The following is a 26636-nucleotide window of genomic DNA, read 5'->3' as shown; positions in this document are numbered from 1 at the left end:
TTCTTTTTAGCATATACTGCTCGTTTCCAAAGTATCAGAGTATGTCATCGCCAATACGTTAACTTTCAAAAGGAGGATTTTCTTATGTATTCAATGGAACAAGTTGTAAACTTAGCGAAACATCGCGGTTTTGTTTTCCCTGGTTCTGAAATTTACGGTGGTCTTGCAAACACTTGGGATTACGGTCCACTTGGAATCGAATTAAAAAATAACGTTAAAAAAGCTTGGTGGAAAAAATTCATTCAAGAATCTCCACACAACGTTGGTTTAGACGCAGCTATTTTAATGAACCCTAAAACTTGGATCGCTTCTGGTCACGTTGGTAACTTCAACGATCCAATGATTGACTGTAAAAAATGTAAAGCTCGTCACCGTGCTGACAAATTAATTGAGGATGCTTTAGATGCAAAAGGCATCGAAATGGTTGTTGACGGTCTTACTTTCGACCAAATGGCTGACTTAATGAAAGAACATGAAGTAAAATGTCCTGATTGCGGTAGTGAAGAATTCACTGAAATCCGTCAGTTCAACTTAATGTTCAAAACATTCCAAGGTGTTACAGAGTCTAGCACAAACGAAATCTTCCTTCGTCCTGAAACAGCACAAGGTATTTTCGTAAACTTCAAAAACGTTCAACGCTCTATGCGTAAAAAGCTTCCATTTGGTATCGGCCAAATCGGTAAGAGTTTCCGTAACGAAATCACGCCTGGTAACTTCACATTCCGTACACGTGAATTCGAACAAATGGAACTTGAATTCTTCTGTAAGCCTGGTGAAGATTTAGAGTGGTTTGCATTCTGGCGTGAAACTTGTAAAAACTGGTTACTTTCACTTGGTATGTCTGAAGAGAGCATGCGTCTTCGTGACCACGGTGAAGAAGAGTTATCTCACTACAGTAATGCAACAACTGACATTGAATTCAAATTCCCATTCGGTTGGGGCGAACTTTGGGGCGTTGCATCTCGTACAGACTTCGACTTAAAACGTCACATGGAACATTCAAACGAAGACTTTAACTATATTGATCCACAAACGAATGAGCGTTACGTGCCATACTGCATCGAGCCATCTTTAGGCGCAGACCGCGTAACATTAGCATTCTTATGTGATGCATATGAAGAAGAGCAATTAGAAAACGATTCTCGTACAGTTCTTCGTTTCCACCCTGCTTTAGCACCATACAAAGCAGCTATCTTACCATTATCTAAGAAGCTATCTGAAGGTGCTACTGAAGTATTCGCAGAATTAGCTAAAGACTTCATGGTAGACTTTGATGAAACTGGTTCTATCGGTAAACGTTACCGTCGTCAAGACGAAATCGGTACACCATTCTGTATCACATACGACTTCGACTCAGTTGAAGACAAAGCTGTTACAGTACGTGACCGTGACACAATGGAACAAGTTCGTATGCCAATTAGCGAACTAAAAGGTTTCTTAGAGAAGAAAATCCAGTTCTAATTATAAGAAAAAGAGGCTGCTCGTAAGAGCGCCTCTTTTTTACTTTTCACGTTTTTCTTTAATTGCTACTGTACATCTTGATATACATAGTAAATCATCATTTTCATCAATAATACGAACATCCCAAACCATTGTCGATTGTCCTCTATGTATCGGTGTTCCGATCGCCGTTACAATTCCATCTTTCTTTGAGCGAATGTGGTTTGCATTAATTTCTAATCCGAAACAAATACATTTTTCTTGATCAATTAAATTATATGAACCAACACTTGCCACTGTTTCCGCTAATGCAACCGATGCACCTCCATGTAAAAATCCAAACGGTTGATGCGTACGCTCATCAACAGGCATCGTAGCAACTACCTTATCTTCTGTCATCTCTAACAACTCAATTCCAAGTGAATCCATTAAAGTTTTTGCCATATCGCTTCCCCCTTCTCTTACTTTAATTAAATGTATAATTTTACCTATTTATTTTCAAACTACTTATAACACTTATATAAGGAGGCTTCACCTAAATGAAACAGAAATTTTGTATATTACTGCTTATGTTCTCCTTGCTGACTATTGTACCAAATTGTGCAATAACAGCCAAAGCATCTAACCTGACAATCGATGTTAAGACTGTAACGCAAAAAGGTAAGAAACCTTATATAGAATATCAAATAAATAGGCCTTCTTTTCACAACTTTTCTGATTCTAAATTTCAAAATAAACTCAATTTATACTACAAAAAATCCACTGACAAATTTAAAAACAAATTAGAAAAAGAAGCAAAAAAATATTATAAAGAGACCGCAGGATCTAGTACACCCTTTCATCCGTACGTAGCAAATGTTGATTATAAAGTCTCTTTAAACAAACCACCTTTTCTTAGCCTATATGTGAATTACTATCAATATACTGGCGGAGCACACGGTCTTTATACGTGGAAGGCAAATACATTTGATTTAAACGAAAAAAAGGTGCTGCACTTAGACGATTTATTTCAACAAAAGGATAAATATAAAGATGTAATCCGTGCAGAGATTGTACGACAAATTAAACAAAATGAAAGCATTTATTTTCCTGATGCAACTGAAAAAGTAATGAGTATGAAAAAATTTCACTTCTTTTTAGAGCCAGACAATCTCGTCATTTATTTCCCTTTATATGAGATTGCTCCCTATTCAAGTGGAATTCCGCAATTTCGTATTCCATATACGTTGCTAAGAGACTATTTAAAGCCTTCTTATCAAAATATTTTGATTGACAACAAGTAAATATTTTCGCTACGATAATGTTAACCTAAAAACAACAGGAGGTTAACATTATGAGAAGATTTCATGTTTTAGATTTAGCATTAGCTGCCATGTTCGTTGCTCTTATGGCCATCGGTGCAAATATTGTATCTTGGGCACCTTTCTTACAAGTAGCAGGCATCCCATTATCTATGCAACCATTTTTCGCAATTTTAGCAGGTCTTCTTCTTGGAAGTAGACTTGGTGCCTTATCCATGACTGTATATATGCTCGTTGGCTTAGCCGGCGCACCAATCTTCGCTAACTTCAAAGCTGGATTTGGAGCACTTTTAGATCCTACTGGTGGTTTTATTATCGCCTTTATTATCGTTGCTTACGTATCAGGAAAACTAGTAGAACAAAAAGAAAGACCAACTTTCATTACATTTGCAATTGCCTCTTTCACTGGAATTATTTTAACTTATATAATCGGTACTACTTACATGTACGGAGCAGTCAATCTCTTTATGGGCGGTAATATGAGCTATAAAGCTGCTTGGATGATTATGATGTGGTTTGCAGTAAAAGATATTGCATTTACAATTATCGGTGCTATTATCGCACCTCGCATATACTATGCTGTGCGTCGCTCTGCTTATCAGCATTCTCATTCGACGATTTCATAATAAAAAAGAGTTATTGCAGCTTGCTGCAATAACTCTTTTTTTATATTAAGACTCTTGATTCGCTTGTTCTTCTAAAATTTTCTTCATCATTGCAACCATGTCATCACGTAATTCTGGGTGTTGCAGGGCCATTTCAATTGTCGTTTGAACGAATCCTAGCTTTTCACCTACGTCGTAGCGCTTTCCTTCGAAATCGTAAGCAAATACACGTTGGATTTCATTTAAGCTTTGGATTGCATCTGTTAATTGAATTTCACCACCAGCACCGACATGTTGCTGTTCTAAGAACATAAAGATTTCAGGCGTTAAAATGTAACGGCCCATAATTGCTAAGTTTGAAGGAGCTGTACCTTGCGCTGGTTTCTCAACGAAATTGCGAACTTGGTAACGACGACCTTCTTGTTCTAATGGATCGATAATTCCATAGCGATGTGTTTCCGACTCTGGAACAGTTTGTACACCAATAACAGAAGAAAGTGTTTTTTCATACTCATCCATTAATTGACGTAAACACGGTTTCTCAGCTTGGACAATATCATCACCTAGTAACACTGCAAACGGCTCATCACCAATGAATTTACGCGCACACCAAACAGCATGTCCTAGTCCCTTCGGCTCTTTTTGACGGATGTAATGAATATCTACCATTTTTGAAGAAGCTTGTACTTTTTCAAGCAACTCATATTTTTTCTTCTCTAATAAGTTTTGTTCTAGTTCAAATGCGTTATCAAAATGATCTTCGATAGAGCGCTTTGTTTTACCAGTAACAATAATAATATCTTCGATTCCCGATTTCACTGCTTCTTCCACAATGTATTGAATCGTTGGTTTATCTACTATCGGTAACATTTCTTTCGGCATTGCTTTCGTTGCTGGTAAAAAACGTGTTCCTAATCCAGCTGCTGGGATTATCGCTTTTCTTACTTTTTTCATCACAAAATACCCTCTCTCCTGTCGGAATCAATAGCAAGCATTTCCTACATAAAACAAAAGGGAGATTTCGCTCCCTTTTGTTCCTTACTACTTAAAATTACTTTGTATTATAAACGATTCATAATGTCTTCTTTAATAGTAAGTAACTTTTGTTCACTATTTTGTAAAGAACTATCTTTTACACCAAAGTAAAACTTAATCTTCGGCTCAGTTCCAGATGGGCGTAGGCAGAACCATGAACCATCCTCTAATTGATATTTTAACACATTTGATTTCGGTAAGTGAATCTCTTCTTTATGTCCATCTTGTAAAGATGTAATGATGCTTGCTTTATAGTCTTCCACTGCTACGACTGTTAAGCCCGCCACTTCTTTCGGAGGATTCTCACGGAACGTTGCCATCATCTCTTGGATTTTTTCAGCTCCATCTTTTCCTTTTAACGTTAACGATACAAGGTCTTCACGGAAGAAGCCGTACTTCTCAAATACTTCTAATAGACCGTCATATAACGTTTTCCCTTGTGATTTGTAGTATGCAGCTACTTCACATGCAAATAGAACAGATTGTACTGCATCTTTATCACGGCAGAATGGGCGGATTAAATAACCATAGCTTTCCTCATAACCGAATTGGAATTCATATTGTCCACTTTCTTCATACTGTCTAATTTTCTCACCGATAAATTTAAATCCAGTTAACGTATCAATTGTATCTAAACCGTATGCTTTTGCAATTGTACGACCAATTTCAGACGTTACGATTGTTTTTAATACGACACCGTTCTCTGGAAGCGTTCCGTTTTCTTTCTTTTGAGATAGTAAGTAATCAAGCATTAATGCACCTGTTTGGTTTCCTGTTAATACTTGGAACTCACCATTATGATTACGCACTGCTACACCAAGGCGGTCTGCGTCAGGATCAGTTGCGATTAATACATCTGCGCCTACCTTTTCACCGTCACGAATGGCATACTCAAACGCTGCGTGCTCTTCTGGGTTCGGTGATTTTACTGTAGAGAAGTTTGGATCTGGTAACTCTTGCTCTTTTACAACTGTTACATCTGTAAATCCAACTTCTTTTAAACCACGGCGTACAGAAATATTTGATGTTCCGTGCAATGGTGTAAAGACGATTTTTAAGTCTTTGCCGACCTTTTGCACCATTTCTTTATTAATGATGACATTGTTCAATTCTGCAGCATATGCATCATCTACTTCTTGTCCAATAATATGTAATAAACCGTCAGCTTTTAATTGCTCTACATCAGCGACTTCAACTGTTAATTCATCTTCTACTGCATTTACGTAGCTAATTAACTCATCTGCTTCTTTTGGAGGTAACTGTCCACCATCTTCACCGTATACTTTGTATCCGTTATATTCAGGTGGATTATGGCTTGCCGTAAGAACGATTCCACTTACTGTATGTAAATGACGAACTGCGAAAGAAAGTACTGGCGTTGGACGTAAGCTTTCAAACACATATGTTGTGATACCGCGTGCCCCAAGTGTAGCAGCAACTTCCATTGCGAACTCAGGTGATTTATGACGAGAATCATAGGCTACAACAACACCGCGTTTTTTCGCTTCCTCACCTAATTTTTCAATAAAGCTTGCTAATCCTTTTGTTGCTTTACGAACTGTATATACGTTTAAACGGTTCGTACCAACACCAAGTTCACCACGCATACCACCTGTGCCAAACTCTAGATTTTTATAAAAGCTATCCTCGATTTTCTTCTCATCTTGCTTCATATTTTCTAGCTGTTCTTTTAATTCTGCATCTAATTGTGCGTAAGAAAGCCAGCGACTAAATTCTTGTTTCCAATTCATTCTTCTCTCTCCTCTCGCTCGTCATACCTTTATTATATGAAAAAAACATGCTGTATCTCAATATTTTATAAAATCTAGCAGGATTTTACTAGGAATATTTGTATACACTATTGTTAAATACTCCACTAAAGGGAATGAGGATTATGCACGAATGGGGCTTGTCAGAAGAGCTCAAAATACAAACAAAGCAAATGATTGAAATTGCTGAAAAAGAACTATCGATTATGAGGAACGCAATCGATAAAGAAGACGAATGTATTTTATGCAAAATGGAAGATATTCATCATATGTTAGCAAATGTACAAACATTGGCAGCTACATACTATATTCAGGCATATTTATCACCTTATACGGAAAGTTCATCTTTTATTACAACAGCTATCCAACATTTAAGCGCCAGAAAACATGGTGCTCTTATCGTTGTAGAAAGAAACGAGACGCTTGAAGCTCTCATTCAAACTGGAACGACATTAAACGCTCATTTAACTGCGCCATTACTCGAATCAATATTTTATCCAGGTAACCCTCTTCATGACGGTGCCGTTCTCGTAAAAAATAATCATATTGTCTCAGCTGCTAATATTCTTCCTTTAACGAAAAGTACAGAAGTTGATCCTGAGCTAGGAACACGTCACAGAGCTGCAATTGGCTTATCAGAAAAGAGTGATGCACTTATATTAGTTGTCTCTGAAGAAACGGGCCGTACTTCTTTTGCTTTAAACGGGATTTTGTATACGATTTCTTTATAAAGTGAAACTTTAATCAGCCCTCACCAATCGGGCTTTTACGACAACCCCACCTAACTGCTTTGCTTTCGCTGAATTTTTGGGTGCGAGTCTTACTACCCGGCAAATAGCGGGGTAAACAAACCTATAAAAAGAAGACTGTTCTAAAATATTGGAACAGTCTTCACTTATACTCTTATTCTTCTCCAAAACGCTCCACAAGTGTTGCAAGTGTACGTACCATTGCACCAGTTGCTCCAGCTGGACCTAAGTCGTGCGCGCCTTTTGTTTCTGATGTTCCAGCGATATCTAAGTGTACCCACGGTGTATCTTCAGCGAATTCGCCTAAGAATGTACCTGCCATAACCGCATGTCCTTCACGGCCTGGTGAGTTATTTAAATCAGCAAACTTACTGTTTCGAACGCGTTCTTTATCACGATCAAAAATCGGTAGTTGCCAAATTGGCTCATCTGTTTCCATAGAAGCTTCTAGCACTTGCTCAAATAACTCTTCATTATTTGTCATTGCGCCTGTCGTATAGTTTCCAAGTGCAACAATTACACCGCCTGTTAATGTTGCAACATCAACAAGGTAGTTTGCACCAAGTTTTTTCGCATACGTAATACCGTCAGCTAAAGCTAGACGACCTTCTGCATCCGTATTTAATACTTCAATTGTTTTTCCGCTCATAGATGTAATTACATCGTCTGGCTTAAATGCCGTACCACTTACAACGTTATCAGTTGAAGGAATAACAGCGATCACATTTTGTTCTGGGCGAAGTTCACCGATAATTTCCATCGCACCTAATACAGCAGCTGCACCACCCATATCACCTTTCATACCGACCATGCCTTCACGTGGTTTTAAAGAATAACCACCTGTATCGTATGTAATACCTTTTCCAACGAATCCAATGACATCTGTCCACTCTTCTTTTCCTTTATAAATAAGAGCAATCATTTTCGGTGGCTCTACACTACCTTGGTTTACTGCAAGTAACGCACCCATACCAAGATCTTCCATCTCTTCTTTCTCAAGAACTTTATAGTCCATATCATACTTCTCCGCTAATTCAACAGCATACTCAGCAAGCTTTGTCGCTGTTAATACGTTTGGCGGCATATTTACAAGTGTACGAGCTGAATTTGTTGCACGTCCATGTACGTAGCCAACTGTTAATGCGGCTTCAATTTCTTGTGCATCTTCCGCTGTAATAGCCGTGAACTTCTCTAACTCTACACGATCCTTTTTATCTGATTTATACGTTTGTAATTCATATGTACCAAGGCCTTGTACCTCTGCTGCAATATGAGCGACATCAATCGCGTCTAATTTCTCTGTTACGAAAGAATCAAGTAAGATTGCTGCATCTTGTACTTTTGCTGATTGCAGTGTTTTAAATGCCTTACCAAGAGCCGCACGTAACGTTTCTGTCGTGTAAGACTCTTTCTTGCCTAAACCAACAAAGTAATAACGTTTCACATTTGTTTTTCCTAAGCTATGCACTTTCGAAATGGCCTTTTTCTTCGTAGATAATTCTTTCTCTTCTAGTAAAACTTGTAATTGTCCTTCAAACGCTTTGTCCAGTTCTTGTACAAAACTACTCATTTTCTCTTCTTCAAATAAAGCAACAATTACTGCTTCATGACCTGCTAATTCTTTTTGTACTTGAAACATGTTCAGACCCCCTAAATTTCTCTACCACCATTATAACTTTATTTTCGATAAAATGCGACAATTCTAACTACAGTTATATGACGTGTAAAATCCCCTCTATTATGAAATAAGCCAAGAAAAAAAGTCTAGCGTAATTACGACTAGACTATCTTTGTTTTAAATATTGACCACGAAACACTTGCATCGTTTCGTCTTGATTTAACATCGTTAACTCTTCTTCTGTAAACTTACCATTTCCTACTTTTACTACGTACACATTTACTTTTTTCTTACCCCATTGGCTATAAACATCTTTCACCGTATCATAATATAGATCAAGACGGTTTCCTTTTATTGCACCGCCCTTATCAGCTACTACACCATACCCATAACCTGGTACGAATAAAATTGTTCCAATTGGGAATACGCGTAAGTCCGCAGCGATTGTGGAATATAAATCCCTTTTCACTTTAACACCTGAATATGTAATACCATACTCTGGATGCCCTGGCCTCTTACCAGTTGACTCAATCCCCGATGTATAACCTGTTGCAGTCATTTCAATTGAACGATATTTAGACCAGTCGTTTGCCTGCTCTAAAGCATTTATCACTTCTTTACTCGGAGCAACATTTCTCTTAACTTCTGCTGCATGTACTTCTTTTGCACTCGTTCCCTCATACTTCTTTACAATCTCTAATAAAGAAACTCCTGTGAAAGCATTCCATGTTACGCATAATGCAATTGCAAGTAAACAAGTCATCATAATGCGAATACAATATCGTTTTAACATTTTTATATTCCACACTCCTTCATCGTTAATCATTCCCTATACCATGAAGGAATATGCAAAAAAATAATCTCCAACTTAATTGGAGATTAAAACATTTGATATCCGCTTTTCCGAAGTTTCTTGATTACGACTCCTGCTAAAGCAGCCCCTACTAATCCAGTAGATAGAATAAATACGTCTGCTTGTCCTAAGTGCGATACACTTGTCCCAAATGAAGAAAATGTTTCTTTCGGTTTTGAAAAATAATCCCACATACTCGCTTTATTAATAATAAGCATACAAACAATCGGATACACAATAACCATTACCCAAGTAGCTCGCAAAATCATGTTGAGTAAAAATCCAATTCCAAAGAACAAAATAAAGAATAACATCATTGAAATAAGTAGTACCGGTATACTCACTCTTTTCCCCTCTCCTTCGCACGTGCCGTAAATACGTGATAAGCTGTATAACCAAATGGTTCGCCTGGATTTAATGTTTTGTCCACTTCAAGATGTAGTTCTGATCTTCCTTCTAACAAATATTTAATAAGCACAGACGTATTCGGATCGTCTACAATCTTATCCGGATGTAAGAACGCCACTTCAGACAATTCTTTCTCCTGTATAACAATATTTTCTCCTTCAGGCTCCAAAAGAAAAATAATCATATTATCACTAATCTCATTACGAATAACACCCGATCGAACACCAATGATCCCCTTCACATGAGCGACAATGCCTGTCTCTTCTAACACTTCGCGTTTCACAGCTTCATCAACCGTCTCACCTTCATTTACAAAACCAGCCGGTAAAGACCATTTCCCTTTTAATCCACTGTATTTCTTCTTAACAAATAGCCACCTACCATCTTTTGTAGCTACTAAACCACTAACAGCTAGCCATACCTTCCCTCGTTTCTCCATGATGTAATAACCTCCTCTTTCAGAACGGACAGAATATTCTTTCTTTTTATATTATACTATATTTTTAATATGAAAAAAGCAGAAACAGCTCTTAGCCGTTTCTGCTTTTTCTACTATATATTAAAAGAACTTTAATTTACCTTTTTTAAGAACTAATAAAGGTCCACCTAATAAGAATAGGTAACGGTTATCGATTACTTTCTTCATGAAGGAAGCTTTCCAACCTGTTAACTTTTTACCCATAACAACGCCCATTGCATCGTCATGACCTAAAGAACATACAGATCCTTTATTATCAAATGCGAATTTTTTCATTTCACCTTTACCACGAACTAATACAGTTAAGTTGTGTGCAATATTGTAACCTTGTTGAATTGCGATTTGTGCTGTTGGTGGGTATGGACGGTTAATTTCTTCATTAATGATTAACGCTGCGTCACCAACCATGAATACATCTTCGTATCCTGGAGCATGCATGTACTCATCAACTTTTACACGTCCGCGCATTGCTTCAAATCCAGACTCTTCCACAATACCGTTACCACGAACACCTGCAGCCCAAACTACTGTTTCAGACTTAATTAATTCAGTGTCATCGCCATTCGCAACGATAATACCTTCTTCAGTTGCTTCTTTAATTGCTGTACCGATGCGGAATTCTACACCTTTTTTCTCAAGTTGTTTTACAGCGTATTCTACTAACGCTGGATCGAAACCTGGAAGTGCTGTTGGAGCAGCTTCTACACAGATGATACGTGCTTTTTCACGTGGTACATTGTACTCTTTGCAAAGTTCAGGAACACGGTTTGCAAGCTCACCTACGTACTCGATACCAGTAAATCCAGCACCACCAACAACGATTGTTACTAACTCATCGCGTTGTTCAGTTGCATATTTAGAGAAACTAGCTTCCATATGCTCACGAATTTCACGAGTTGCATTAATGTTAGCGATTGAGAATGCATGCTCTTTTAATCCTGTAATTCCGAATGTTTCTGATTCGAAACCAAGACCAATTACTAAGTAGTCATACTCTAACTCGCCGTCTTTTAAGATAATGCGTTTTTCAGCAGCTTTAATTTCTACTACTGTGTCTTGTACAAAGTTTACTTTATTTGTATCAATAACGTCTTGAATATCTAGACAGATTTTTTCATCTTGTAATGTACCAGCTGCGCTCTCGTGTAACCAAGTCGCTTGGTAGTGATAGCTGTTGTTGTTTACTAGCGTAATTTCAGCTTCATTTACAGATAATGCTTTTTGCAGACGAACAGTCGTAATCATCCCGCCATAACCTGCACCTAAAACTACGATTTTTGGAGTCTTCACCAAATCACAACCCTTTTCTTTATATAATAGTAATGAGAAATAATACCAAGTACTAAAAACTCTATTTGTCAAGAATGTGGAATTTATCACATTCTATATCATAACAAAACGCAGTCAAAAAATCGTACGAATTTTGTCATAGAAATTTAACATAATACTTCCCTATATTAGTCGGTTTTATTCCAGAATTCAAGCGTCTGGAGAATTATCAATATTTTAAAATAACATAGCGTTTTCAAGGGTTTTTTAGACTTTTTTTCATGTATTTTCCTTTCTGTATATTTTATACAATAAAAAAGAACCTATGCGAAAACTTACACACAATTCAGTCGTTTTCAGAAGTATTATGAACTCAAATATGCTATCATTTATTTGAAAGTGTCATCATTTGCAGGATTTTCGTGTACATATGAACAATATATGAAATCAATATCAAAATTCCATCTATAGGGGGAATGAAAGTGGCAGAAAATCAAAAAGTTTACGACATAACAATTATTGGTGGTGGTCCAACAGGGCTGTTCACAGCATTTTATGGCGGTATGAGACAAGCAAGTGTAAAAATCATTGAAAGCTTACCTCAACTTGGAGGACAATTATCCGCACTCTACCCTGAAAAATACATTTATGATGTAGCTGGATTCCCAAAAGTGCGCGCACAAGAATTAGTTGATAACTTAAAAGAGCAAATGAAGAAATTTGACCCAACCGTTTGTTTAGAAGAAGCTGTCGATACGCTTGAGAAACAAGCTGACGGTATATTTAAACTTGTTACGAATAAGCAAACTCACTATTCTAAATCAGTTATTATTACTGCTGGCAATGGTGCTTTCCAACCACGCCGCTTAGAATTAGAAGGTACAGCAAAGTATGAAAAGAAAAACTTACATTATTTCGTTGATGATATGAATAAATTTGCCGGTAAGCGCGTCGTAGTATTTGGCGGCGGCGATTCAGCTGTTGATTGGACAATGATGTTAGAACCGATCGCTGAAAAAGTTACAATCGTTCATCGCCGCGATAAATTCCGTGCGCATGAACATAGCGTCGAAAACTTAATGAATTCTCGTGCAGAAGTAAGTACACCGTATGTTCCAGTTGAACTCATTGGTGATGACAAAATTGAACAAGTCGTTCTTCAGCACGTAAAAACGGAAGAAAAAGTTATCATCGATGTTGATGACGTAATTGTAAACTATGGCTTCGTTTCTTCTCTTGGCCCAATTAAAAACTGGGGCTTAGATATACAAAAAAACAGCATCCTTGTAAATTCAAAAATGGAAACAAATATTCCTGGCATTTACGCTGCTGGTGACATTTGTACATATGAAGGAAAAGTAAAACTCATTGCTTGCGGCTTCGGTGAAGCACCAACAGCAGTAAACAATGCAAAAGCTTACTTCGATCCAAATGCAAAACTTCAACCAATGCATAGCTCAAGCATGTTTTAATATGTAGAAATAAAAGCTCCTTCCATACGTGGAAGGAGCTTTTATTTTATATACCACGAAAGCACACTGAATTCGATAAACTATCGAACTCAGTGTGCTTTTCGTCTAAAAAAATTATTGTTTTCTTCTTCTACCTAATACGAATAATACTCCGCCAACTAAGAATGAAATTCCAGCACCAACTGACATCATCCATGGAGACGCTGCCCCTGTTTTCGGTAATTCTCTTTCTGTTTTTACTTGCGGCTCTTTAATTAATTTTTCCAATCTTACTTCCGGTTTCACTTCTGGCTCCTTCGGTTCTTTCGGATCTTCCGGTTTCACTTCTGGCTCCTTCGGTTCTTTCGGATCTTCCGGTTTCACTTCTGGCTCCTTCGGCTCTTTCGGATCTTTCGGATCTTCTGGTATCTTAAAATCTTCTTTTGTTTTCGGTAAAATTGTAACTGTAGGCTCAAGTGGCGGATTTATTTTATCGTCCACTACTGCTTTATTTGTTATCCCTTTACTCGGCGCTTCTTTTACCTTCGCTTTAAAAATAATACTACGTTCTTTCGTATCTGTAATTTCTAGATACTTGGCGATTACTTTTCCAAACTCCATTTTTAACTCTATTGGATTTGGCTCAGCCCCTTCAAATCTAATACTACCTTGCACGTATTCTAAACCGGCTGGAATTTCATCTTCTATTGTAACTACATCTAGTTTTCCGTTTTCCACCGTATTTTTGAAGCTAATTCGGTATTCTACTTCTTCTCCTAGCTTTGGCTCTTTATTACTTACTGTCTTCGCTGCTGTTAACTTACCATCTTTATATTCTGGCTTTATTTTCGCTGTCGGTTCTATAACTGGATGTTTCGGATCATCCACTTCAATAATCGCTTTATTTGTTATTTCTCCTCCAACTTTTGCTGTTTCTTTTACCTTTACTTTAAAGATGACACTTCTTTCTTTCGTATCCGTAATTTCTGGATACTTCACTGTTACTTTTCCATTCTCTACTTTAAGTTCTGTAGGCACAGGCTTATCACCTACGGCCTCCAGACTATCTTTCACATACTCTAAACCAGACGGAATTTCATCCTCAATTTTCACCTCTGCCAGTTTTCCATCTTTCACCGTATTATTAAATGAAATTCGGTATTCGATTTCTTCCCCTAGCTTCGGTTTATGATTATTCACCTTTTTATGAGTAGCAATTTTACCGTCTTTATATTGCGGTGTAATTTTTGCTGTCGGATCAATTACTGGATGGTTCGGATCATCAACATGGATAATCGCTTTATTTGTGATGTCTTTACCTATTGCAACTGAATCTTTCACCTTCACTTTAAAGACGATACTTCTTTCTTTCGTATCCATAATCTCTGAATACTTTGCCATTACCTTACCATTTTCTACTTTCAACTCCACTGGTTTTGGCTCTTCACCTTCAGCCTTTTCGCTTCCTTCTACAAACTCTAATCCAGCTGGAATTTCATCTTCTATTTTTACCTCTGCTAGTTTTCCATCTTTCACCGTATTATTAAAAATAATTCGATATTCGATTTCCTCACCTAACTTCGGTTCATGATTACTTACTTCTTTTCTTGCCTCAATTTTCCCATCTTTATATTGTGGTGTAATCGGTACATAAGGCTCTTCTGGCAGATTCTTTGTATCATCTATAATTGCCTCATTTACGATTTCTTCTCCCACTTTTACGCTTTCTTTTACCTTCGCTTTAAAGACAATACTTCTTTCCTCTGTATCTGTAATTTCTGGATACTTTGCCATTACCTTATTATTTTTCACCTGTAGCTCTACTGGTTTCGGTTTAGAACCTTCTGCTGTGATGCTGCCTTCTACATACTCCAAACCATTTGGTAAGGCATCCTTTATATTTACCTCTGCTAGTTTTCCGTTTTCTATCGTATTTTTAAAACTAATTCGATATTCTACTTCTTCTCCTAGTTTCGGTTTATGATTATTTGCCACTTTCTGCGCAGCAATTTTACCATCTTTATATTGCGGAGTAATTTCCACATGAGGCTCTTCTGGCTTATTTTTTGTATCTACTACGATTGCTTTATTAACAATCTCCTTACCTATTTCTACCTCTTCTTTTACTTTCACTTTAAAGATAATACTTCTTTCTTTTGTATCGGTAATTTCTAGATACTTTGCCATTACCTTACCGTTTTCAAATTTCAATTCTACTGGACTAGGCTTAGATCCTTCTGCTTGTAAACTGTTCTCTACATACTCTAATTCAGCTGGAATTTCATCTTCTACTGTAACCTCTACTAGTTTTCCGTTTTCTACCGTGTTTTTAAAACTAATTCGGTATTCTACTTCTTCTCCTAATTTCGGTTTTTTATTGTTTACAAATTTCTCCGCTTTAAGCTTACCGTCTTTATATTCTGGCGTAATTGTTACTTCTGAAGTTGTTGGATCTTTTGTATCATCAACAACTACTTTATTGACAATGCCTTCACCAACCTTAAATTCTTCTTTTACTTTTGCTTTAAAGACGATACTTCTTTCTTCTAGATCCGTAATTTCTGGATATTTTGCGATTACTTTTCCATCTTTCACTTTCAGTTCTACCGGATTTGGCTTAGAACCTTCTGCTCGTAAACTATCTTTCACATACTCTAATCCATTTGGTAAATCATCTTTTATTGTTACCTCTGCTAGCTTTCCGTTTTCTACCGTGTTTTTAAAACTGATTCGGTATTCCACTTCTTCTCCTAACTTCGGCGTTTCATTATTTACCGTCTTCTTCGCTTCCACTTTTCCGTCTTTATGCTGTGGAGTAATTTCTGCCGTCGTTGTTTCTGGCTCATTTTTCGTATCATCAATAATTGCTTTATTGACGATTTTTTTACCGACTTTCACTTCATCTTTTACTTTCACTTTAAAAGTGATACTTCTTTCTTCTGTATCCGTAATCTCTGGATACTTCGCCATTACCTTACCATTTTCCACTTTCAATTCTACTGGATCCGGCTTAGAACCTTCTGCTTTTACACTATTTTCTACATACTCTACACCTTCTGGTAAAGTATCTTCTATTTTCACCTCTGCTAGTTTTCCGTCTTCTACCGTGTTTTTAAAACTAATTCGGTATTCTACTTCTTCTCCTAACTTCGGCGTTTCATTATTTACCGTCTTCTTCGCTTTCACTTTTCCGTCTTTATGTTGCGGAATAATTTCTGCTGTCGGTGTTTCTGGCGGATGTTTCGTATCGCTCACAATCGCTTCATTAACAATTGAATCGCTCACTTTACCTTTTACTTTCACTTTAAAGGTAATACTTCTCTCTTTTGTATCTGTAATCTCAGGATACTTTGCCATTACCTTACCGTTTTCAAATTTCAATTCCACTGGATCTGGCTTAGAACCTTCTGCTTTTACACTATCTTTCACATACTCTAATCCATTTGGTAAATAATCTTCTATTATTACCTCTGTTAGCTTTCCATGTTCTACCGTATTTTTAAAGCTGATTCGGTATTCCACTTCTTCTCCTAACTTCGGCGTTTCATTATTTACCATCTTTTTCGCTTCAATTTTTCCATCTTTATACTGAGGAATAATTTCCGCTGTCGGATTAACTGGCTTATTTTGCGAATCATCAATAGTTGCTTTATTAATGATTTTTTTACCGACTGTTACTCCTTCTTTTACTTTCACTTTAAAAACGATAATTCTTTCTTCTGTATCCATAATTTCTGGATATTTTGCCATTACCTTACCATTTTCAAATTTCAGCTCTACTGAATCTGTTCCGGCACCTTCTGCTTTCAAACTATTTTCTACATACTCTAAACCTTCTGGTAGAGTATCCTCTATTATCACGTCTGTTAGCTCTCCGTACTTAACCGTATTTTTCATACTAATTCGGTATTCTACTTCTTCTCCTAACTTCGGTGTTTCATTATTTACGCTTTTCTTCGCTTTAATTTTTCCATCTTTGTGTAATGGTGTAATTTTTGCTTCTGGTTCTTTCGGATGCTTCATATCATCAACAGTTGCCTTATTAATGATTTCCTTACCTACTTCCGCTTCTTCCTTCACCTTTACCTTAAAGACAATACTTCTTTCTTTCATATCCGTAATATTTTCGTATTCAGCAATGACTTTTCCATCTTTCACACTTAACTTTAATGGAGCTGGTTTATCACCTTCAGCCTTTTCACTGCCTTTTACATACTCTAAACCGTTAGGAATTGTATCCTCTATCGTTACCTTTTCTAGTTTTCCGTTTTCTACCGTATTCTTAAAGCTAATTCGGTATTCTACTTCGTCTCCTAGTTTTGGTGATGGATTATCTACTGTCTTCTTCGAATCAATTATTCCATCCTTATATTGCGGAGTAATTCTTTCTTCCGGCTCAATCGGTGGATTTTTCGTATCATCAACAATTGCTTTATTGACAATCTCTTTATCTACTTTTGCTTCTTCCTTCACCTTTACTTTAAAGACGATACTTCTTTCTTTCATATCCATAATATCGATATACTTAGCTTTGACTATTCCATTTTCAACAGCTAATTCTACTGGTCCAGGTGCTTCTCCTTCGGCCTTGATACTATTTTCTACATATTCAAGACCTTTTGGAATTGTATCTTCCACTCGCACCTCTTCTAGTTTTCCGTTCTCAACCGTATTATGAAAACTAATGCGGTACTCGATTTCTTCTCCTAGCTTCGGTTTCTTATTATTAACTACCTTTGTAGCAGCAATTTCACCTTTTTTACTTTGCGGTGTAATAACAACCTTCGATTCAACAGGTTCATTTTTCGGATCTTTTGCAATTGCTTTATTTACGATTGCCTCCCCTACTTTTGCCGAATCTTTTACTTTCACTTTAAAAACAATACTTCTTTTTTCTGTATCCGTAATTTCTGGATACTTTGCCATTACTTTACCATTTTCAAACTTCAGCTCTACTGGCTCTGGTTTTGCACCTTCTGCTTTCAAGCTATCTTTCACGTATTCAAGACTACTTGGTAATTCGTCTTCAATTGTCAATACATCTAGACGTCCATCTTTTACCGTATTTTTAAATGTAATACGATACTCTACTTCATCACCTAACTTCGGTGTTTTATTAGAAGCTATTTTTCTCGCCTCTATTTCTCCCGGAACTTCTTTTGGAAGCGTAACCGTAACATTTGCATCATCTGCAGTTTCATAATTTACCTCGGTACTATCTTTTCCCTTTACCGCAACGATATTTTTTATTGTTGTATCTGATTGTACAGAAGCTTTCACTTTTACTTTAAATGTAATAATAGCACTCTCACCAGGTTTTAAAACACCGCCGTCTTTAGCATCTGCCCCTTCACCCATACGGAAATCAATTTGATTATTTACAAACTCTGCTTCATCATCGCTTGCATTATCTGTTTTATTTCCTTTATTACTTCCAGAAATATATTGTATAGATTCCGGAACATACTCTAAACGATCATCTAATTTATCAAAACCTTTTACATTAGATACAGGTGCTTGGTTATTTTTCGTATCATTTTTCACTTCAATTTGATACGTAAACTCTTCACCAGCTTTAATGTCCTTAATTTCTTTTCCGGCACTATCTAACGCCTTTTTATCAACTTGTAAGTTTGGAGCATTATGTTCTGTAACAAATGTAGCGTTATTTAATACGTAAATATCACCATAGCCACTATTTGCTCTAAAACGCATTTTTGCTTCTTTTAAATCATTTTTTACTTGATTCGGTCCTTCAAGATGATACGTATGAATGTCAGTACTGAATGAATTCGTCCAATCCGGATTATATCCTGGATATTTTTTCGTAACAAACTCGTTAGTACCGTCTACTTGTACTTCTGTCATAGACGAATCATTCGCATCATTATCTTTACCGTTAATATTTTTTATCTTTATATATCCAGCACCAAAATCATATTCTCCATAATCATATGCATATCCATCTTTCTCAGCTGGATCACCTTGCGATGAAAAATAACTAAATTTCGCCTTAAAAGTACCTTCTTTGGGTGTATTTATTTTATTAACACTAATATCTGTCCAGGCTGTACTTTTTTGAGAGACTAGCCCTTCCCAAATCTTCATGTCTTTTACTGTTTCTTTATAGTTTTCATAAACTAATATAAGATTCCAGTTACCCCAGTAATAGCCGCCACCTGTTACATCTTTAATTTGTGGCACATTTGCAACTGTCAAAGTTTGAGAAATCCCTTGCTGCGCAATTACATTTGTTACATCCGCATATGCAACATAACCAGCACCAGCACCTGAGTAATTGGAAATAAAAGGTAAGCTATCCGCTTTTCGTATGCTATCAGCAGTTACATCTGCATATTCTTTATTTCCCATTTTCATTTTGACTGGTTGCCTTACTTGATCCTCGGTAACCTTTCTATCAGCAATATTTCCTGGTAACCCCATTGCTGCTGTCCAGAATAAGTAAGCCTTTTTCACTTTACTTCCAGCAGGAATGTTAGGAAAAGCTCCTGTTGACGAATTAAAAGTACTATCATCGTTATCAACGTCCACAGTCATTTTATTCGTCTTATACCCCAGACTTTGTCTGCCATAATGATCGGTCGTCAAACCAAGTGTCACATTACCAGTCTGTACTAAATTACCAGCAGCAGTTGTAGAATACAGTGGATCTCCAAACCCTTGTTTATCTCCTGTTTGGATTTGAACCTTCGAAGCATTTTCTGATGCAGCTTGTACTTTTGCATCGCTCTGATTTTCCGCTTCTTTTTCTAGTTTCTTCTCATCTTTATCTACTGGCTGCTTCACTAGTTCCGTGTTCGCTGTAGGTTTATTTTTATCTCCTGCAGATACTTTTAATTTTCCATCCACTTCTTTTGATTTAGCATCAGCTGGTGATCCGATTTCTTTCTTACTACTGTCAGCCTCATCATCGGTATTAGCTTCAACCTTGTCTTCAGAAGGAATCCCTTCAACATCTACAGACATGTTTCCTATTTGTAGTTGATCCTTTTGCACACTAATTTTTTGCTTATACTCTTTATTAAAATGTTGTGCACGACGAGCTTTTATTAACACAGTCATTTTTTCATGTGATTTTAAATCTTTAATTTTAAGATTAGAAGAAAGAACCTTTCCTCCCTTATCTTTTTCCTCTACATAGAAATCCGCTACCTTATTTTCAGGTAACTTCTCTCCGTTTACTTTCACAGATTGCGAAGGGAACGTAATTTCATTTTCATTATTTTGTTTAAGCACCAATTCTTGAATTGGTGTAGCTCCCGTATTTTCAATCGTATATTGAAATACGTGCTCCCTCTCCGCTACTTCTCCCTTATATATTTCAGCATTTACTTGCTCTGCCTTAATTTTCACATCATTTCCTTGTAACTCATCCCAGCTTTTTTTATTTATCTCTGTAGCAAAAGCACTGGGTGAAGGCAATATGATGGATAGGAGAAGTGTGATCATCGTTACGACATTAAAACACTTCAATACTTGCTTCATATTTTCTACCTTTCTCCTTTCTATATACTTGCTATCCGTCTACTTAATTTCGTAGCCGTATACATAGCAATATATATCCACTCGCAACAATCCGTCCTACGAAAATGTATCGTTGAAATCCCAATGTCAACAATATAAATCTCATAGAATATTACTATTTTAATTTATCAAAAATAGCATATATACCGGACACTTATACAAACCTTTACCATTTTTAATATAGTAAAAACGTTCTACTGCATAGGCTTATATAACAGTTAAAGGATACATAAAAATCTTAACATACTCCCTAACCTATTCATACATACAATAGAATTTTTACCATTTTTTAGTTATTTCAGTTTGTTGTTTATGATTAAAATTTTCAAAAAACAATAACCGTTACATGTAAAAATATGTTATATTATTAAAGAACGTATGTTCTTATTTTAAAGGAGGAATTTGTAATGATAAACGAACCCATTATCGTAAAAAAAGAAGCTTTCCAAGCAATCGGCGTTTCGGTTACGACAACTAATGAAATAGAGGCATCTCCTGAAGGAAAAATCCCCGGGCTTTGGAACAAATACTTTCAAGAACAAATGATGCATCACATCCCAAATCAACAAACGAAAGAAACATTCGCTTTCTACTCCAACTACGAATCAGATGAAACTGGTACATATACATTTACAATCGGTATGCCCGTTTCTTCATTAGAAGATGTTCCTGAAAATATGACAACTTTAACAATACCTGCCGCTACGTATGCGGTATTTACAACGAGAAAGGGACCAGTTGCTGAAGTCGTTTGCGAAGCTTGGGAATATATTTGGCAATGGTCGAAAGAAAATAAACGTGCCTTCACAACAGACTTCGAGCTTTACGACGAAAGAGCATTAGACCCAAATCATGCACAATTGGATATTTATATTGCGTTAGCCTAAAAAAAGATGCCCATTCGGCATCTTTTTTTGTCGTTAAATAGCTACTGGGCAAATTCATTATTATTGTCTACAATGAGAAAGTGCAGTATAGAAATATTAGAAACTGTATAAAGTGAAACTATAATCAGTGGGGGCATCTCCCATTAAGTATTAGCCCTCACCAATCGGGCGTTTACTGGTTTTTTAGTTTAAATTTGTCACATAGAAAGGAAGCAATATGGAGGAACTACAACAAAATAAAACTGCTTTAGAAGGAAGCGGAAAACCGTTATTAAAAAATACGAATTTCCTTTTTCTTTGGGCAGCTACTCTTTTTTCAAGCTTTGCTTTAGCCTTTTTTACTTTTTCACAAACGTGGTACATAGCAAAAACATTAAACCTTGAAGCTTCACTCGGTGTTGTTTTCGTAGCCCTTAGTGTTCCAAGGCTTATTTTTATGATTGTCGGCGGCGCTGTAGCTGATAAATTCCCGAAAAAAAATATTATGTTTTACTCCAATATCATTCGAGCGATTCTTGTCGCAACCATTCTCACATGGTTTATCGTTGGTGATGTAACGCTATATACATTTGCTTTATTCGCTTTATTCTTTGGACTTGCTGATGCTTTCTTCTGGTCAGCAGATGGATCTATCTTACCGGAATTGGTAGAAAAAAGCCGGTTAACACAAGCGAATTCACTTACACAAATGACGAACCAAGCATCGGTCATCTTAGGCCCTGTACTTGGCGGAATTCTCATTAAATTTACGAACTACGAGACAATCTTTTCCATTACGATTTTATTACTGATTGTCGCTGCCATACTCGTTCAAAAAATACAATTTACGATGCCAGAACAAAAAGATACAGATAAAGGTATGTTCACTTCCATTAAAGAAGGAATCTTATATGTAAAGGAATCGCCATTCCTTTCAACTTTCCTTATTTGTAGCGCTTTTTTAAACTTATTTTTAATCGGTCCGATGCAAGTCGGTTTCCCGCTTTTCGTTAAAAATGTTCTGCACGGTGACTCGCTCCATTTCAGTTACTTAGAAGCATCTGTAGGCGGCGGAATGGCAATAGGCGCTGTCATTGTCGGTTTAAAAAATATTAATCGTAGACGCGGACTATTTTGCATTATCATGATGCTACTGTCTGGTGTATTCTTCTTATCCATCAACTTTAGCACCGTACTTTGGCAAGCATTATTAGCCGGCATGTTTTATGGTATTACAATTGCAATGGCTATCGTTCCGCTTATGGCGATGATTCAATCGACAGTAAAAGAGGAAATGATGGGACGCGTAATGAGCTTACTTATGCTATCATCAATGGGCTTTATCCCGCTCTCTTATGCATTCACATCCATTGCACTTGCAATAGGAATTCCAATCGTAACCGTTATGAAAAGTGGTGCAATAGCTGTTATCGTCTTCGTACTATTTGTAGCGATTCGTGTTCCAGTTGTAAGAAAGTTCGACTAGCTACTTGGAGTCATGTATTATACGCATGGCTCTTTTTTAAATGGATCAAATAACGCTATCCCCTTACTTCTTCTCACAGCTGCTCCCCATTCTAATCCAATCTCTAAAAATAAATCTCGCACTGTACTGTATAAAAGTGCCCCAATGTCTTTACGAATTTCCCCATATTTATATGCTCTTACAACACTTTTCACACGCCAAATTAAATTTCCATACATTTCTTCGTCAGCTAATATTTGCTCTAGTAAAACACCTTGTTCTAGTAACCCGCTCTTTTTATATGCAAGCTCGACCTTACTCCAAAATATATTAATTTTCTTCGGATTACTCGTCATCGGCACCAGTGCGTATATAAAAGGCTTTGGTATATCGTGACGGCAATACGTCTCATCAAGCTCGTACGTTTCTTTTCTATTCTCTTTTATTTGTGGAATGTTTTTAGAAAGAATTGTTTCACCCTCATTTTTTTGTACATTTTTACTACAGCCAGATGCACGATCCTCACTTTCACATGCGGACATTTTCATACGGTCATCCATGCGGTCAATTGCAGATGTAAGAAATACATATAAGTTCGCACTATATCCGCCGCGCCTATGTCTTTCTTTTGTCGCAACACGCTTTATAATTCCTAGTTCCTCTAACTTTGCAATAGAGCGGCGTACTGTACGAATACTCTTTCCAACATTTGTAGCAATCGTCTCCATTAATGGACAAGCAACCCCCACTGTTTTCTGTTTCTCATTCACTGCATACTTTCCTAAAAAATGAATAATGGTAGCATCCGTTTTATTTAATTGAAATCGATAATGTTTCAAAACTTGTTTTTGATATGTATTAAACTCTTCTTTACTTTGAAATTCACTATATGGTTTCATTAAATTATATAAGCTTCCCATTTTTATCACCTCACTTATAAATAAGAGGCAGGAAGAAAAATTGGCGTGATAGTTAATATTTTTTTATTGGAGATGAAAATATGATCGTAATTAGTGCTTGTTTAGGTGGTATCGCTTGTCGGTATGATGGAAATGACAATCTCGTTTCAAAAATAGAGGAGCTTTTGCAAAAAGAAGATACAGTCCTCATTTGTCCTGAAATATTAGGGGGATTACCAACACCTCGCCCCTCAGCTGAAATTATTGGCGGGAATGGCGACGACGTTTTAGACGGAAAAGCGAAAGTGATGACAAAAGATGGTGAAGATGTTACAGAAGCTTTCGTAAATGGCGCTTATAAAGCATTAGAACAAATTAAAAATTTACACCCAGAATATATTATTTTAAAGGAACGCAGCCCATCTTGTGGTAGTTCTACGATTTACACTGGAGAATTTAACGGCAATAAGCAAACTGGTTTCGGAGTGACAACTGCTTTATTTAAAAGACACGGATTTAAAGTCATTTCAGAAGAAGAATTTGAAAGCAAAAAAAGGAATTGACCCTGTTCGTCAATTCCTTTTCTATCTGTCTTATTTCACGCCTAATTTTTCTTTCACTTTCGCTGGAAGCTCGTCTTTCTTTACTTCTTCCCAAGCTGATACACCTTTTTTATCTGAGTGATATACGCGTAGGAATGCTTCTTTACGAAGATTTTTTTGAGCTGTAAATTCTAATTCTTTCTCTTTACCGTCTTTATCAAAGCCAGTCAACTTATATTCATAATCTTTAAATTTTTGACCATTATCAGCTTTACTATGAACTTCTTTTCCATCTACTGTAATTTGAACGTAGTACTCATCTTTACCCATACGGTTTAAATCACAACCAACTAACAAGCTTGCGAATACAACTAAAATACTAAATAGTGCAATGTATCTTTTCATTTCCTTCACCTCATATGTTTTTTCTTATATTCTTATCTTAAAGCCCAGAGCTTAAAGAAGAAATTCAAAAACATGACATGAACATTACACTTTTGTAAGATAATAATTATTTCTTCACTTTAGAAATTGTCATTCCATCACCAATTGGAACGAGTACAGATTCTAAATGCGGGTGGTTTGCTATCATTTCATTAAACTTCTTCATAACTTCTGTATAACGTTTTTGTTTCGCACGTTCATCAGCTACACTACCGCCAATAACGTCTTTCACGCCAATTTCGCCACTTATCACGTAATTTCCTTATACCATTTATTACGCCTTCTATTATGCCCTCAATTATAATCTCTATTACAAGATATCTTACTAAATTAATAACAGGTTTAATTACGTATCTCCTTATGAATTCAAGAATATCCTCCACCATATTTCCCTCCTTTTTTCAAAAAGGAAACTGCTACTCCTCCGCGTCCTTTTACGTCCAATTACAATTGCTGCCCTACTGCGGTATATATCAACAAAAATAATACGACAACAACATCCACAATAACGCTATTGAATTTGGAAGAAACTTCGGTAAATACTAATACTATAACATGGCTAAGAGAATTATTTTTCCACCTATATTCGGAGATGCTCCCAAAAAATTTATAAAATCAAAGACAACTTTACTACAACTCTTCCCGTAACTAATTTATTATCGTGGTAAACCGTCTTCCACTACATCCGTAACAGTTCCATTCGGTTCAAAAATTACACGTAATGATCCTTCTCCACCATAACCAGTATAATCATATACTGAATAAGATTTATATTTCTCAATCACATGTGGCTGTCCAATTGCAGCTTTTACCTGATTCGCGGGCATACCTTTTTTTATTTTCAAATAGTGATTGTAAATTACTGCTGCCGAATTGTTATTTACATCTTTATACCACGGTACACGATCGTTTTTTTCTTCATATTCCTTTACAGGCTCTTCAATACGTTTCGTAGATACCCGATTCTCTTTATCTTTATCTTTATCTTTATTTGTATCCTTTATAGCAGTACGTTCAATATTCACAACGTAACCATATGTATTTAATTCAACCATAATTTCATATGTACCATCCGTATCTTTTTCAGTATAAAATACGCGTTTTTCATTGTTATTATAATGTTTTATATTCTCACCACCGTAGTCAATCGTATTAAGAATATCCGTATACGTCATACCTTCCTCAATCTTTTGAGATTCATCATGAGAAATATAACGCTTCTTTGATGATGGAGCGTCCTCATTTTTAATACTTTCACGTTTGCTCGTGGTCATAGGTGTTTTCTTCTGATCTTTTAATACGTCACCTTCCGACTTCGCTGGTTGCTTTGCTCCTACTTTTGTTAATACGTCTGTATCGCTAGAACAAGCCCCCAAAATCGATACTGTAGTCAACGCCACCCCTACTATAAGTACTTTCTTAAATAACTTCATTCTAATCCCCCCGGTGTTTTTTAATATCTAGTAATCAACGTATTTTAATGAATACGGAACTATTCAGTTCTATACAATTTGCTATAGCCTTCTCCCTCATACACCTTTTTTATATAAAGTGAAACTTTAATCAGCCCTCACCAATCGGGCTTTTATGGGATAAATCTACCTATTAGTAATAACCGGTGAAACTACAGCTAGTCCGAACACGATCGCCAATCATCTTCGTTACAAATATTAACATTAAATACAACTAATAAATAGTATATTTCTTCTATTTATTTACATTTCCGTTACGAAATCTTATCTTAAAACGAGCAATATGAAACTGGAATTCACAATATAAATCACATATCCTATATATAATAACATTTAAATTAAATTCCAAAGTAACTTTACATGCATTTTCTGTTTTAATGCCAAAAGAAAAGACCTTTCTAACGATTTTATTCCATCGCTAAAAAGG

General features: G+C 36.4%; 21 protein-coding genes. 8 read left to right on the top strand and 13 right to left on the bottom strand.

What is annotated here, in order from left to right; all coding sequences use genetic code 11:
* Positions 1–84 precede the first annotated feature (84 nt).
* On the top strand, positions 85–1461 hold the full coding sequence (locus ACUN13_RS20900) for a glycine--tRNA ligase (protein ID WP_000287147.1): 1377 nt from the start codon (positions 85–87) through the stop codon (positions 1459–1461).
* A 39-nt stretch (positions 1462–1500) separates the two neighbouring features.
* On the opposite strand, the gene ACUN13_RS20895 is transcribed toward ACUN13_RS20900, so the two are convergent.
* Positions 1501–1884, bottom strand: coding sequence for a hotdog fold thioesterase (locus ACUN13_RS20895; RefSeq protein ID WP_001140612.1), 384 nt, complete (start codon positions 1882–1884; stop codon positions 1501–1503).
* Positions 1885–1979: 95 nt separating this feature from the next.
* Here ACUN13_RS20895 and ACUN13_RS20890 point away from each other — a divergent pair, with 95 nt between their 5' ends.
* Together ACUN13_RS20890 and ACUN13_RS20885 are read left to right on the top strand one after the other, a co-directional pair.
* Entirely contained in the window at positions 1980–2723 is a 744-nt protein-coding gene (locus ACUN13_RS20890; protein WP_000810326.1) for a DUF3298 and DUF4163 domain-containing protein, read from the top strand.
* Between the two features lie 50 nt (positions 2724–2773).
* Positions 2774–3367, top strand: coding sequence for a biotin transporter BioY (locus ACUN13_RS20885; RefSeq protein ID WP_001252150.1), 594 nt, complete (start codon positions 2774–2776; stop codon positions 3365–3367).
* 45 nt (positions 3368–3412) lie between these two features.
* On the opposite strand, the gene galU is transcribed toward ACUN13_RS20885, so the two are convergent.
* Together galU and ACUN13_RS20875 are read right to left on the bottom strand one after the other, a co-directional pair.
* Entirely contained in the window at positions 3413–4300 is an 888-nt protein-coding gene (gene galU / locus ACUN13_RS20880; protein ID WP_002097988.1) for a UTP--glucose-1-phosphate uridylyltransferase GalU, read from the bottom strand.
* Positions 4301–4407: 107 nt separating this feature from the next.
* Positions 4408–6132, bottom strand: coding sequence for a phospho-sugar mutase (locus tag ACUN13_RS20875; RefSeq protein WP_445423938.1), 1725 nt, complete (start codon positions 6130–6132; stop codon positions 4408–4410).
* A 143-nt stretch (positions 6133–6275) separates the two neighbouring features.
* On the opposite strand from ACUN13_RS20875, the gene cdaS reads away from it, so the two are divergent.
* A complete protein-coding gene (gene cdaS, locus ACUN13_RS20870; RefSeq protein WP_000545252.1) occupies positions 6276–6881 on the top strand; it encodes a sporulation-specific diadenylate cyclase CdaS in 606 nt (201 codons plus the stop codon).
* Positions 6882–7053: 172 nt separating this feature from the next.
* On the opposite strand, the gene pepA is transcribed toward cdaS, so the two are convergent.
* The 5 genes from pepA to ACUN13_RS20845 all read right to left on the bottom strand — a co-directional run bounded on the left by pepA (position 7054) and on the right by ACUN13_RS20845 (position 11546).
* The gene (gene pepA / locus ACUN13_RS20865) at positions 7054–8538 is read right to left on the bottom strand and encodes a cytosol aminopeptidase (RefSeq protein WP_000487950.1); all 1485 of its coding nucleotides are present in this window, start codon (positions 8536–8538) and stop codon (positions 7054–7056) included.
* A 145-nt stretch (positions 8539–8683) separates the two neighbouring features.
* Positions 8684–9310, bottom strand: coding sequence for a 3D domain-containing protein (locus ACUN13_RS20860; RefSeq protein WP_000920103.1), 627 nt, complete (start codon positions 9308–9310; stop codon positions 8684–8686).
* An 86-nt stretch (positions 9311–9396) separates the two neighbouring features.
* The gene (locus tag ACUN13_RS20855; protein ID WP_000027016.1) at positions 9397–9714 is read right to left on the bottom strand and encodes a YuiB family protein; all 318 of its coding nucleotides are present in this window, start codon (positions 9712–9714) and stop codon (positions 9397–9399) included.
* Complete coding sequence (locus ACUN13_RS20850; RefSeq protein WP_025686930.1) at positions 9711–10217, bottom strand: NUDIX hydrolase; 507 nt, start codon at positions 10215–10217, stop codon at positions 9711–9713. The genes ACUN13_RS20855 and ACUN13_RS20850 overlap by 4 nt, the downstream gene beginning before the upstream one ends.
* 120 nt (positions 10218–10337) lie before the next feature.
* Positions 10338–11546, bottom strand: a complete 1209-nt coding sequence (locus ACUN13_RS20845; protein ID WP_000856612.1) for an NAD(P)/FAD-dependent oxidoreductase — start codon at positions 11544–11546, stop codon at positions 10338–10340.
* A gap of 461 nt (positions 11547–12007) precedes the next feature.
* Here ACUN13_RS20845 and ACUN13_RS20840 point away from each other — a divergent pair, with 461 nt between their 5' ends.
* Positions 12008–12997 carry an NAD(P)/FAD-dependent oxidoreductase gene (locus ACUN13_RS20840; RefSeq protein WP_000829785.1) on the top strand — a complete coding sequence of 330 codons (990 nt, stop codon included), beginning with the start codon at positions 12008–12010 and terminating at the stop codon, positions 12995–12997.
* 114 nt (positions 12998–13111) lie between these two features.
* On the opposite strand, the gene ACUN13_RS20835 is transcribed toward ACUN13_RS20840, so the two are convergent.
* Positions 13112–20482: an isopeptide-forming domain-containing fimbrial protein gene (locus ACUN13_RS20835; RefSeq protein ID WP_445423937.1), complete on the bottom strand. Its 7371-nt coding sequence runs from the start codon at positions 20480–20482 to the stop codon at positions 13112–13114.
* A 446-nt stretch (positions 20483–20928) separates the two neighbouring features.
* On the opposite strand from ACUN13_RS20835, the gene ACUN13_RS20830 reads away from it, so the two are divergent.
* Both ACUN13_RS20830 and ACUN13_RS20825 read left to right on the top strand, forming a co-directional pair.
* Positions 20929–21408, top strand: a complete 480-nt coding sequence (locus tag ACUN13_RS20830; RefSeq protein WP_088346159.1) for a GyrI-like domain-containing protein — start codon at positions 20929–20931, stop codon at positions 21406–21408.
* 217 nt (positions 21409–21625) lie between these two features.
* The gene (locus ACUN13_RS20825; RefSeq protein WP_025686933.1) at positions 21626–22873 is read left to right on the top strand and encodes an MFS transporter; all 1248 of its coding nucleotides are present in this window, start codon (positions 21626–21628) and stop codon (positions 22871–22873) included.
* A 17-nt stretch (positions 22874–22890) separates the two neighbouring features.
* Here ACUN13_RS20825 and ACUN13_RS20820 read toward each other — a convergent pair whose 3' ends face one another.
* Positions 22891–23772, bottom strand: coding sequence for a helix-turn-helix domain-containing protein (locus ACUN13_RS20820; protein ID WP_088346158.1), 882 nt, complete (start codon positions 23770–23772; stop codon positions 22891–22893).
* An 80-nt stretch (positions 23773–23852) separates the two neighbouring features.
* Between ACUN13_RS20820 and ACUN13_RS20815 the strand changes: the two genes are divergently transcribed.
* Positions 23853–24314, top strand: coding sequence for a DUF523 domain-containing protein (locus ACUN13_RS20815; protein WP_000635481.1), 462 nt, complete (start codon positions 23853–23855; stop codon positions 24312–24314).
* A 30-nt stretch (positions 24315–24344) separates the two neighbouring features.
* Here ACUN13_RS20815 and ACUN13_RS20810 read toward each other — a convergent pair whose 3' ends face one another.
* From ACUN13_RS20810 to ACUN13_RS20800, 3 genes are all read right to left on the bottom strand, one after another.
* Positions 24345–24698, bottom strand: a complete 354-nt coding sequence (locus tag ACUN13_RS20810) for a YxeA family protein (protein WP_000833148.1) — start codon at positions 24696–24698, stop codon at positions 24345–24347.
* 106 nt (positions 24699–24804) lie between these two features.
* Positions 24805–24990 (bottom strand): methyltransferase, encoded by a 186-nt coding sequence (locus ACUN13_RS20805; protein WP_050844650.1) that lies wholly within the window; start codon positions 24988–24990, stop codon positions 24805–24807.
* A 403-nt stretch (positions 24991–25393) separates the two neighbouring features.
* Positions 25394–26170, bottom strand: coding sequence for a hypothetical protein (locus tag ACUN13_RS20800; protein ID WP_445423936.1), 777 nt, complete (start codon positions 26168–26170; stop codon positions 25394–25396).
* Positions 26171–26636 lie beyond the last annotated feature (466 nt).

The organism is Bacillus cereus group sp. Bce041 (assembly GCF_052646455.1).
Note: the sequence above shows the minus strand (reverse complement) of the source record. Positions and strands in the feature narration are given on the sequence as shown.